Annotated in this window: 10 protein-coding genes; 7 read left to right on the top strand and 3 right to left on the bottom strand. The window is 33.0% G+C overall.

Annotated features, from left to right (window positions below; translation table 11 throughout):
* The 3 genes from RCJ96_RS23935 to RCJ96_RS23925 form a co-directional block, all read left to right on the top strand.
* Positions 1-254, top strand: a 254-nt coding sequence (locus RCJ96_RS23935) for a mersacidin family lantibiotic (protein ID WP_232788832.1), incomplete at its 5' end; no start/stop codon positions are given.
* 31 nt (positions 255-285) lie between these two features.
* Entirely contained in the window at positions 286-519 is a 234-nt protein-coding gene (locus RCJ96_RS23930; protein WP_088296487.1) for a mersacidin family lantibiotic, read from the top strand.
* Positions 520-673: 154 nt separating this feature from the next.
* Entirely contained in the window at positions 674-3,832 is a 3,159-nt protein-coding gene (locus RCJ96_RS23925) for a type 2 lanthipeptide synthetase LanM family protein (protein ID WP_074608749.1), read from the top strand.
* Positions 3,833-3,869: 37 nt separating this feature from the next.
* On the opposite strand, the gene RCJ96_RS23920 is transcribed toward RCJ96_RS23925, so the two are convergent.
* Both RCJ96_RS23920 and RCJ96_RS23915 read right to left on the bottom strand, forming a co-directional pair.
* Entirely contained in the window at positions 3,870-4,523 is a 654-nt protein-coding gene (locus RCJ96_RS23920; RefSeq protein WP_000582193.1) for a response regulator, read from the bottom strand.
* A gap of 5 nt (positions 4,524-4,528) precedes the next feature.
* Positions 4,529-6,844, bottom strand: a complete 2,316-nt coding sequence (locus RCJ96_RS23915) for a sensor histidine kinase (RefSeq protein ID WP_074608748.1) — start codon at positions 6,842-6,844, stop codon at positions 4,529-4,531.
* Between the two features lie 116 nt (positions 6,845-6,960).
* On the opposite strand from RCJ96_RS23915, the gene RCJ96_RS23910 reads away from it, so the two are divergent.
* Positions 6,961-7,128 (top strand): hypothetical protein, encoded by a 168-nt coding sequence (locus RCJ96_RS23910; protein WP_000617613.1) that lies wholly within the window; start codon positions 6,961-6,963, stop codon positions 7,126-7,128.
* A gap of 1 nt (position 7,129) precedes the next feature.
* Here RCJ96_RS23910 and RCJ96_RS23905 read toward each other — a convergent pair whose 3' ends face one another.
* Entirely contained in the window at positions 7,130-8,059 is a 930-nt protein-coding gene (locus RCJ96_RS23905; protein WP_000640555.1) for a polyprenyl synthetase family protein, read from the bottom strand.
* Between the two features lie 268 nt (positions 8,060-8,327).
* Here RCJ96_RS23905 and RCJ96_RS23900 point away from each other — a divergent pair, with 268 nt between their 5' ends.
* The 3 genes from RCJ96_RS23900 to RCJ96_RS23890 are packed head-to-tail and all read left to right on the top strand — an operon-like array spanning position 8,328 to position 12,214.
* A complete protein-coding gene (locus RCJ96_RS23900) occupies positions 8,328-8,582 on the top strand; it encodes a response regulator transcription factor (RefSeq protein ID WP_000757186.1) in 255 nt (84 codons plus the stop codon).
* Positions 8,583-8,601: 19 nt separating this feature from the next.
* On the top strand, positions 8,602-10,758 hold the full coding sequence (locus tag RCJ96_RS23895; RefSeq protein WP_242304751.1) for a peptidase domain-containing ABC transporter: 2,157 nt from the start codon (positions 8,602-8,604) through the stop codon (positions 10,756-10,758).
* Positions 10,742-12,214, top strand: a complete 1,473-nt coding sequence (locus tag RCJ96_RS23890) for a S8 family peptidase (protein WP_074608745.1) — start codon at positions 10,742-10,744, stop codon at positions 12,212-12,214. Before RCJ96_RS23895 ends, RCJ96_RS23890 begins: the two co-directional genes overlap by 17 nt.
* Positions 12,215-12,247: the final 33 nt, after the last annotated feature.

The raw sequence follows: 12,247 nt of genomic DNA, 5'->3' as shown, positions 1-12,247 counted from the left end.
AAAACGAGAGGATGAATGAAATGTCAAAAGGATACAAGTTCACAAAAGAAGAGTTAGTAGAGGCGTGGAAAGATCCACAAGTAAGAGAGAAGTTAAAAGATTTACCGAAACACCCATCGGGAAAAGCGTTAAATGAATTAAGTGAGGAAGAGTTAGCGGAAATTCAAGGGGCATCAGATGTACAACCAGAAACAACACCGCTTTGTGTGGGAGTTATTATCGGGTTAACAACGTCAATTAAGATTTGTAAATAAAATAAAAAACAAAAACGAGAGGATGAATGAAATGTCAAAAGGATACAAGTTCACAAAAGAAGAGTTAGTAGAGGCGTGGAAAGATCCACAAGTAAGAGAGAAGTTAAAAGACTTACCGAAACACCCATCGGGAAAAGCGTTAAATGAATTAAGCGAAGAAGAGTTAGCGGAAATTCAAGGGGCATCAGATGTACAACCAGAAACAACACCGCTTTGTGTGGGAGTCATTATAGGAATAACGGCATCAATTAAAATTTGTAAGTAGATAGGTTTCATTCGAAAGGGGTATTTATCTCCTTTTGAATGAAACAGATTCCAATATTCGAATGCGAAAAATCGAATGTTGGAATCTGTTTCCCCTGAAGGGGACCAATTTATTGGAATATGGATTTTAAAATAAGGAAGGGGATTAAATTATTATGTTAATTCACTCATATATAAATGAAAAGGCATTTGCAAAGAGTCTTAATTTGAAAGAGCGTTATAAAACGCTAAAAAGTAGAAGAGATTTATTATTATCGGAGGATTTAAATTTAGCCCAATTAAATAAATGGATAGATAAAATGTTTAAAAGTAATAAAGCTGATTTTGATTTTAAATTAAAGATGAATGAAATGACAAAAGAAGATTTTGCGAGTTTAATTGAGAAAATTCCTGAATCCAAAGAGCATTTATATATAGATGAATTAAATGAACATGTGAATTTGCGCGTGTTAGAAATGGGAATAGAGTTGTGTAAAAGTAAGCCATTAAGTGCAGAGGAAGATTTAGGGTTTATAGAATTTGTTAGGCCGTTTGCACTTTATGCAGCCGAAATGATAGATAGTTCGTTGAAATATAGATTAAATAAGATACGTTATGAGCATGAAGAAATTAAAGAAATGCTAGTACGATCTTTAGTAGAAGAGTTATTAAATAATGCGGTGCGCTCACTAGTCTTAGAATTTAATATTGCAAAACTAAGGGAGGAACTGGTAGGGGAGACTCCAGAAGAGCGATTTCTTTCCTTTGTCAGAGAGAAAGCTAGAAATAAGGAGAATTTAATTGCGTTCTATGAGGAATACGCAACATTAACGCGAAGGTTAATTTTGAGAACAGAGTATTTTATACAAAATGTTCAAATGTTACTATTTCGTTTGAATGAAAATTGGCTACAATTACAAAAAGAATTTCAATTGCAGGATGCATCATTAAGCGAAATTAAGGTTGGATTAGGAGATACACATCAAGAAGGAAAAACGGTTGTTCAGCTTGTGTTCTCTTCAGGTAAAGAAATTTTATATAAGCCAAAGTCTATGGAAATTACGAAATCGTACCATGCGTTTTTAGAATGGATGAATGAGGTAAGTGGAAGTATACAACTTCCATCATATAAAGTTTTAGACTGTGGTGAATATGGATGGGAAGAGAAAATATTGTATAAACCGTGTTCTTCTAAAGAAGAGGTAGAGCGTTACTATTCACGTTTTGGTAAGTTGATTGGTTTAATGCATATGTTAAAGGGTGCGGATTTGCATTTTGAAAATATAATTGCTCATGGAGAGTATCCATACATTATTGATTCGGAGACGATTTTTCATCAATATCCAAAACTGAATTTTCCAGATAGTGCGGAAGTAAAATTGAAATATGAACAAAGCGACTCAGTGATAGGATCTGGATTGCTGCCGCAAGCTATGTTTCAAAATATCGATGGAAAAGGTATCGATTTAAGTGCTTTAAATGGAAAAGAGCAAGATTTGCCGTTTAAGGTGTTGGCTTTAAATCAAAATAGTAAAGATGAAATGGAATTTACTATGAAAGAAGCTAAAAGTCAAAGTGCTAAAAATCTACCGAAACTTGGAGTAGAAGAGATTTATGTAGAGGATTATTTGAACTTTATTATTGATGGTTTTCAGGAAATGTGTAAATTTTTTATTGAGTATAAGGATGAGATTTTATCAGAAAGAGGACCTTTAATTACATTTAAAGAAAATAAAATTCGCATTGTTGCTAGGGCTACTCAACAATATTGTAATTTCCTACAAGAGTCTACACATCCAGACTATATGAGAGATTCAATTTTATTGGAACAATTATTTGAAAGAGTATGGTATTACCCATATGAAAATAAGGAACTAGTCATTCATGAGATTCAAGACTTATTACGTGCGGATGTTCCTATATTTACGACTTTTACAGATTCACGAGATCTATATAGTAGTACAGGTGAAAAGATGGAAGACTTTTTTAAGGAGAGCGGTTATGAGCAAGTATATAATAGAATTTATCATTTTGATGATAAGGAATTGGAAAAGCAACGAGGATGGCTGAAGTTGGCAATACAGGGAAATAGAGAAATTGATATTAAAGTGAGAAGAAAAGAGAGTTACAGAAGTGAATTATTAGAAAATCATCAGGAGACAATCTTGCAGGAAGCAATAAATATCGGAGAGTCTTTAGTAGAGAATGTAGTATTATCTGATGATAAAACAACAGCTTCATGGTTACAAGCAAATGTTATTCACGACAAGTGGTATGTTGCCCCTATGAAGCAAAATTTATATGACGGTTTAGGTGGCGTAGCACTATTCTTATTGTATCTAAATAAAGTTACAGGAAACGAAAAATATTTAGAGGTTGCTCATAAGGCGTTGAAATCAGCGATGAACCCTTTATCGAAAGCGAAGGGGCTTCTATCGACCTTCTTGGGTAAATATTCATTGTTATATCCATTAGCACATTTTCAATCTATAAGTCCTAGAAAAGAATATCAGGATTTTTTAGAAGAAATAAAAGTAGAATTAAAAGAAAGGCTCAAAGAAGAAGAAGAGTTTGATTTGTTAAGTGGCTCAGCGGGAGTTATTCAAGTGGCCCTTAATGTATTTGAAATGACAAAGGATCAAGATTATTTAGATCTTGCTGATATGTACAGTAAGCATTTGGCGGAAAATGTATCAATATTAGAAAATGGAGTAGCGTGGAAGAATAAACATACTAACAGTTATTTAGGTGGTTTTTCTCATGGAACGAGTGGTATCGCTTGGAGCTTATGGCGTTCGGGGATTATGAATAGGAATCAAGAATATATTGATTTAGCTAAAAAAGCGCTTGCTTATGATCGATCATTGTTTGACAAAGAAGAAAGTGCGTGGAAAGACACGAGAGAGAGTGAGAAGAAGTGCTTACATCAATGGTGCCACGGTTCCACCGGAATAGGATTGAGTAGGGTTTTAGTAAGAAGCTATGAAGAAGATGTAGAAATGGACGAAGAAATTCGAGTAGCTGTAGATAATGTACGAAAGTATGGATTTAAAAATAATGATACATTATGCCATGGGAATATGGGGGACACGGAATTACTATTGGCTGTTTCACAGTTATATGGTAATAAAGAATTGTATGAACAGGCGATACAAATTGGCATACAAGTTATTAATAATTATAGAGAAACGGGTAGTTATCAATGTGATGCACCAGATGATATTCAATCATTCGGCATGTTTGTAGGAATAGCAGGAGTTGGTATGCAGTTATTAAGACTATTACAACCGAATGAAATTCCATCTGTTATGACATTAGAAAATGTAAAAGGATAAATGAAAAGACATTCTACCTTTTGGTAGAATGTCTTTATTATACATTTACATTTATTATACCTTTTCGAACAGCTTCAGCTAGCGCTTCAGAACGAGAACTCACCTTGAACTTTTTAAATAGTTTCGTTAAATTATATTCAACAGCCCTAGAACTCATATATAATTCATCTGCAATTTGTTTATTACTTTTTCCTTTCGCGATGGATTCAAGAATTTCTAATTCTTTTTGTGTAATTGTAACATGGCTTGATGCTCTTTTCGTATCTAAGTTATCAACAGTCATATCTTCAACTCGAAGTTGTCGCAATAGAGAAATCGGGATTAAAGTATACCCATTTAAGACAGCACGAATAGCCATTAATAACTCTTGTTGTGATGCTGATTTGCTAACAATACCGCTAATACCAGAATCTATTAATAAATTAAATTGAGATAAATATTCGAAGCCTGTGTAGAGAATGATTTTTGCATCTGGTTGTATGTGTAAAAGTTTTTGAGCCACATCAAGTCCACTATAATTAGGCATGTTCATGTCTAAAAGATATATGTCAAAAGGTGTTTTTGAACTTTGAGAAATTGCTTCCTGTTCGTTTAAAATGTATGTTGCCTGAATATCTGCTTCTAATTCAATCATATTTTTTGTGCCTTCACCAACTATTTGGTGATCGTCTACAATCAAAACGTGTATCATTTTATTCACCTCGGTATAGTAATATTTACTTGTAGTCCATTTCCAATTTCTGAAATAAGTTGAATTTCGCCTCCTATTCCTTGAACACGCCCTTTAATCCCAGATAAACCCATATGTTTATTTGAGGAATAAGGGACTTGAGTATTAAAGCCGATGCCGTTATCACGATAATCTAGATAAATACAATTATTCTCCTCCCATAAGAATATATTAATTAAAGTTGCATTAGAGTGCTTATCAGCATTGTTTAATAATTCTTGGATAATACGATAAATAGATAGAATTTTATCAAATTCGTAATGATTCTCCTGTATTGAGTCGTATTCAAATTGAATTCGGAAATTAGTACGTAGTTGCATTTGTGCTAATAGCTCTTTAAGCGCACCTATAAGACCAATTTCAGATAGAAGAGCAGGTTTTAATTCATTACAAGTGTCACGAATTTGTTGAATAACATCTAACATACCGAATTTTATTTTTTCTAATTGTCCCTGCAATTCACCTGGTACAGTATGCTCTTTTAATACGGTTTCTAGTTTACGATACCAGACAATTTGGTCTTGCAAGGCAGCGTCATGAAGATCTGCAGCGAGTCGACGCCTTTCAGTCTCTGAGATTTGAAATAGTAGGCGTGAAAGAGTTGCTGAGTGTGTTTTATTTGCTAGGCTTTCTTTTTCTAAAGATTGAATGATTTGGTTAACTGAATTTAGGTTTTCATAAACGAGACGTACATATTTGACGATAGCGATAAACCAAGTCTTTTCATTGATATTAAATTTAATATTGTTGGTTTTATTTCCAACCCAAATGTAATGCTTTGTATTTTGAGTAGAATATAAATAAATACCGATACATCCGTCATCTTCTAATAAATCATTTATATATCCCGATTCCATTCCCCATTGTTTCTTTTTCGAAAGATTAAATTTTTCTGTTTCCCCGTAACTCTTATAACAATTATATGTATTTTGTTTTATATCAAATTCAATAAATTGTATAAAACACGGTTTTAGTAGGGAGATAATTTCATTCATAAATTTCTTCTCTAAATCTTTTACTTTCATAATGGAAGAAAGTTGTTGTGCGAACTGATCAATACTTACATGTAGATTGGTTTTGCTTCTGAATAATTGATTGCGAAATGTGAAATCTAATCGTTCCTTTATTACAAGAAACAGTATGTTTAAAGGGAAAATGATAATAAAATTTTGCATGAGTCTAATTAAGAAACGTTCGTCAGGATTAATACCCCAGCTTATAATTAATGTAATAATGATAGTTGGAATTAATGAAAGCATAGAGTAGTACCGAACACGATCAAACATAAAATCAATATCAAAGATTTGCTTTGTTAATATTAAATAAAAGTAGCCAATTGGAATGCAAAATAGGAATAAGGCTGCAATATCAGCTCTAATCATGGCTGCATTTAATAATATCCTTGGAAGCGCATATAGCATGATAAATGGCCCGAAAGAAATACATTGGATAACTAACATAAATTTAAAAAAAGGTCTGTGTAAAGTATTTCTATATTTTATGTATCCTTTTAAAAGAAAATATAAACTTAAAAGAATACTAAAGCATAAATAAGCTAAATCTGTGTAAGCAGAGACTTGTTGCAAATTTGGAAAAAAGGTAACGGATAATAAGCCAGTAGTAACAACGGTCATGTATAGACAAATGTGAAATCTAACCACATTTTTATGTATAATAATAATTTCCTTCCGCTTAAACAGCTGATATAAAAATAAAGTAAGAAATAAAGATACACTTTGAAAAGAGATACTTATAATCAAGAGTCCGCCAAAATCAGATTTACTAGATATAGAAGAGGCGGAAAGGCTAATAGAGGTTGCTAATAAAAAAAGCATAAAATAACGCTCTTCTCGCCTTATAGCTTTATTTCTATAGAGAATAAAACATAAGCTTAGAATGGTTAGAGAAAAAATCATTGGTAGATATAATGTAATAAGTAGCTCTTCGTTGTCTGAAGTAGCTGCTGTACTATAAGTAGAAATCTTATCATTCTTTATAGTTTGAATTTCGGTTGCATTTAAAAATTGATTTTGGTACCGATTGAAAACCCCTAAATAAGGATTCTCCCCATCTACTTTGTAGATTTCATCGCCTACTTGTAATGCTGTTTTTGCAGCCCAACCCGACGTATCAATTTGACTGATTGTATATGTCTTATCGTTTTCTTTAGAAGCGATAATGCCACTGTAAGGCTGATAAAATTTGTAGAGGATGTAACTTTGTATGATTAAGTAAAAAATTATTAATGAAATTACGAAATAAATTGGACGTTGTTTAATCATTGCTAGAAATACCTCACTATCATATATAATTTCGGAATCCCGCAATAGGATTGCGGATAATAGCAAAAGAATATGTAATAATATAAAACTATAAAAATTGGTGGGGTGAACGATATATGATTAGGGAATTAGTTGAACGTATATTAGAAGATATTCAATTTAAAAATGTGTGTAGTCAAGGAACCATAGCCATTGATGGTATATCAAAACAAGAATTAGAAATTATATTAGGTACTTTAGATAAATCGACTTTACTTAGTAAAGCTGCTGAGACATGGAAGTAAACTAAATTAGAGTATCAATTAACCTATCCTTATTTGCTTGACTGATTGAAAGTTGTTCGATGTATCTTTGACATTTGTATACATATAGGTTTTGCATAACAGAGCAATACTCCATCGATCCACCGTATAGTAATATGTGTTTTAAAGTTTCTAATGTTTGATTATTTAATTCGTTATATTGTATCTCTTGATTAAAGAATTTTTTTATAAGTATAAAGTTATCATTTTTACTATTTAAATAATATAGTATTGGTAAAGTTTTCTTTAAATTAAGAAAATCATTTTTCTTATCCCATTGCATAATATCACGCATATCGTTTTTTATTTGATTAATAACGCCTATACATATTGCGTAGTTTTCAATTAAAGAACGCTGGATAGGGTTAATATTCCCTGTTCCTAATAAGCATGCAAGTTTAATTAGATATCCAGATTTGTGAGTTACCATATCAATATAGTCTTTCTCAGAATGGATTTCATTTTTAAGATCTAGCTGTTGTCCATTAATAGAGTTTAAAATACAAGAGTGTATTTCGTTTTTGAGCCAGTTTTTCATTTGAATTGAAAGGGAAGATTTGTCAACTTCTTGCAAACAAATAAGTAAGAATCCCATAATTATATTGAGATTTGTGGCAATTGGATGTTTTGTCCAAGGTCCTTCTAAGAAATCTTCATCTTGAATATCATCCATAATATCTAGAGAGAGCATAAGTAATTCTATAATTGTTAGCAGTAATTGTTTTTCTTCTTCATTTTGGTTATCTTGAAATATTTCATAATGTACGAGAGTGATGTTGGCAAAGCGAGTAGAATCATTGAATTTGTATTCAATATATTCTGAAGAACATTGACGTAATGTAGATTCGAAAAAATGTCCATAAACCAGTTTTTTTGCACGCAAAATTAATTCATTTTGTAATGAATAAATCACTCGCAGCTCCCCTTTTGTAAAAATTCGGAATATTCCAATTGTAACATAAGAGGGAGATCTTCACAATTAAGCATATCGCAAATGCGATATGTTTTTTTTATGAAGATGTTGCGGAAAATCCCGCTAATTTGTTTGCGGTAACTACAACGTGCATTGCGGACAATAACGTTTAAAAGAAGGATATGATAGGAGTACAGATTAAGACAACACAGTTTAATAAACGAGAAAAAAATAATCTAATATGGATTGAGAATAAAGGAGGAGAATGATGAAGAAAGTTTTAAGTGATCGAGAAAAAGAAGTAGCTGTGTTGATTGCACGAGGTTTGAAGGATGTTGAAATAGCAAGGGAGTTATTTATTAGTAGAAGGAGAGTGGGGGAATTAGTAGCCTCAATTAAAAGAAAGTTAGAAATACATTCAAGGGTCCAAATTGGAATAGCTGCATATTTTTTAGGATTAATTACATTTGAATTTAATTTTAATCATGGTAACCATGAGGGTGTTGCTATGATTAATAGTTAAAGAGATAGGGGGGAATAAAATGGCAAAGGTGCCCTTTATAGAACAGATGGAACATAGCGAATGTGGATTAGCCTCATTGGCGATGGTCTTTAGTTTTTATGAAAAGCATGTTTCGTTAGCTGAATTAAGAGAAGAGTTTGGTGTTCCAAAAGGTGGTACATCTTTATACCAGCTTATGCATATTGCTAGGAAAAATGGTTTTCAAGTAAAAGGATATAAAGCTGAATATGAAGCTTTAAGCGAAGTTAAATTACCAGCAGTTATCCATTGGGAACATAAACATTATGTAGTCCTAGAGAAAGTGACAAAAAAGGGGGCTATAGTTATAGACCCTGCTTACGGAAGAAATAAAGTCTCTAAAAAAGAAATGGAGGAAAAGTATTCTGGATTTGTATTAACACTAGAACCAGATGAGTCATTTCAAAAACAAAAAGGTGTCTCTCATTTGCAATTCTTTTTATCGTTTGTGTTAGGGAAAAAGAAATTAATAGCTTTAATTGTATTAGCTTCTTTGATAATTCAGGCTTTTGCGCTGGTGATTCCATTTGTAACAAGTTGGATGACTGACCACGTAATTGTTCCGAGAGATCCGAGTTATATGAATATGATAGGTTACAGCATTTTAGTATTGCTAATAAGTTATCAAGTATTTGCTTCGTTAAGAGGCTTTCTAATAGCGAAATTGCAAACGGCAATTGATATGTCTTTAATGCAAAGTTTTATAGAAAAACTACTAAGTCTTTCTTATAACTTTTTTGAGAATCGATCCATGGGAGAACTGTTATTTAGAGCAAATTCCAATGTATATATTAGACAAATATTATCTACTAAGGTAATTTCCTTTCTTATAGATGGAATTCTGCTTTTCACTTACTTATTCTTCATGTTTCGTTATTCGACTTTATTAGGACTCGTTGTGTTAGCAGTTGGGATTGTTATATTCGCCTTACTTGTCATGAGCACGACTGTTTCTAAGAAGTTAGCTGATAAAGAGGTTTCGGCTCAAGCTCAAGTTCAAAGGATTTTGTCTGAGAGTATTAATGGGATTAGTGATGTGAAGGTTATGGGATTGGAAAAGCAAGTGTATAAAGAATGGAAAGAACGCTTTGGTTCTCAACTTATTCATGCAGAGAAGAGATCTATATGGACGGCATTGATGAATACATTAGCAGGTTCTATTCAATTTATCTTACCGTTGTTTCTACTTTGGTTCAGTGGACAACAGGTGCTAGCTGGAAATATGACATTAGGAAGTGTACTCGGCTTTAACGCGTTAGCGATTTCGTTTATAACACCCATTATTTCCATTGGGAGTGGCTATGGTGAATTGATTTATATTAGCTCTTATATTCAGCGGATTTACGATGTAATGCATGCGAGATCGGAGAGAGAGGTAAATCAATTTTCAGGAATTAAGAAACTGAATGGTGATATTGAGTTTGACAACGTTTCTTATCGTCACAATTATTTCAGTGAAGATGCAATTCAGAATGTTTCATTTAAAATCAAAGCTGGTGAGAAGGTCGCAATTGTTGGGGCGTCCGGTTCTGGAAAAAGTACAATTGTAAAAATGCTTCTCGGACTATATACACCAACGAAGGGGAAAATCCGATTTGATGGGATTGAAAGTGAAAAGTTAAATTTGAAATTTTTAAGGAAATCAATAGGCGTTGTTTTCCAAGAAGCGAGATTGTTTAACAAAACGGTAGGAGAAAATATTATTGCACAAAGGAAAGGTGTACCTCCAAATGGAGTAATTGAGGCATCAAAGCAAGCGAATATATTAGAAGATATTATGATGCTACCATTAAATTTTCAAACGATGGTATCTGAATTTGGAGTTAACTTCTCTGGTGGGCAAAGGCAAAGGTTAATATTAGCTAGAGCATTGGTAACAAACCCATCTATTTTAATATTGGATGAAGCGACAAGTGCACTCGATACATTGTCTGAAAGAGTTATTGATGAGAATTTAACTGATATGTTATGTACAAGGATTGTCATTGCACATAGATTAAGCACGGTTAAGAATGCAGATAAGATTATTGTTATGGATAAGGGAGCAATTGTAGAGATAGGATCACATACAGAGCTACTTGAGAAGCAAGGATATTATTATCAATTGTCAAAAGCTCAGGAAGTAAAAGGAGGGATTAAAAGTGAAAGATTGGCTTAAATATCGAAACACAATAGCGAAAATAGGTGCTGGAATTACTGTGGGATTATTATTAAACCTTCCTATAGTTGGAGTTAGTACGATAAGCGCTGAAGAAATGAAACATAATCAAATTAAAGAAAATTCGTATGTGTTTACATTGAGGCAAGGTGAAAATACGGATGAGATGATAAAGGAAATTAGAGATAAATATCCCGATTTAAAGCTAGAAGTAATAAAAGAAATTAAGATGCTGAATATTGAAGGTGATAATTTAGAAAGAGTACAAGAAGCGAAGCAGCATGTATTAAAAAATTATAAAGGGATAATTGAAAAAGCAGGTAGAGAGGATGTAGTGGAATTAAAGCCGCCCACTATAGTAAAGAATCCTTCAAATAAAATAAAATACGCACCTTCACAATTAGAACAAGAAGAGGCCGATTATAGCAAATGGAAATGGGATGTCGATAAGGTAACAGAAAATGGGGAGAGCTATAAAATTGAACAAGGAAATCATAGTGTAAAGATTGGTGTTATTGATAGTGGGATTGATGTAAATCATCCTGCGTTAAAGGGAAATATAGTTAGTCAGGGGAAAATTTTAGTTCCGAATGTAGAATCAATTGAAGATAATATTGGTCATGGAACAATGATTGCGGGGTTAATAGCTGCTGATGGGAAAATAAAGGGGGTAGCGCCCAAAATTGGGATTGTACCATATAAAGTATTTCAAGGTAGTTCTGCAGATTCAAGTTGGATTATTAAAGCTATTGTAGAGGCTGCAAATGATGGTATGGATGTTATCAATTTAAGTTTAGGAACATACAAGTCCATTAAAGACCCAGAAGAAGGAGCTGTGTATTTAGCTTACAAAAGAGCAATAGAATATGCGAATAGTAAAGGGAGTTTGCTAGTGGCTTCCTCTGGAACAGAAGGATTCGATATTTCAAATCCTTTTCAATTAGCTAAGCAAAGAGGATATGAAAACGACTTGCAACTTCATATGCCTGGGGGGTTACCGGGGGTAGTCACTGTTGCGGGAACAAATAAAGAGGATCGATTATCTTATTACTCTAATTATGGAACAAATGTTGATATTGCTGCTCCATCAGGAGATTATGGATCTTTGTGGGAAAGTGAAAAAGTGGGAGATGAAACAGCTATGGTATTAACCACATATCCTACAAATCTTCCGCAATCTCAACTAAGTGAATGGTTAGGATTTGATAGAGGATATGAGCTGATGATTGGAACGAGTCTAGCAGTTCCTAAAGTATCTGCTACAGCTGCACTTGTAATTGCGGAATATAAAGAAAAGTTTAGGCTGAAGCCTAGTAATGGATTTGTTAAAACGAGGTTATATCAGGGGGCTAAACCGGCATTGGGTGACGGGAAAAAATACTTTGGAAAAGGCATTGTAAATGCGAAGGGTGCACTTGATTTTCGAAATACAAATTTTAAAAAATGGGAGAGATAGGGATGAATTTTAAAAAGTTTTTACTTATGATTG

Source organism: Bacillus sp. BSL6 (assembly GCF_052928345.1).
The sequence above is the reverse complement of the archived record's forward strand: the minus strand, read 5'-3'. Positions and strand labels throughout refer to the sequence as shown.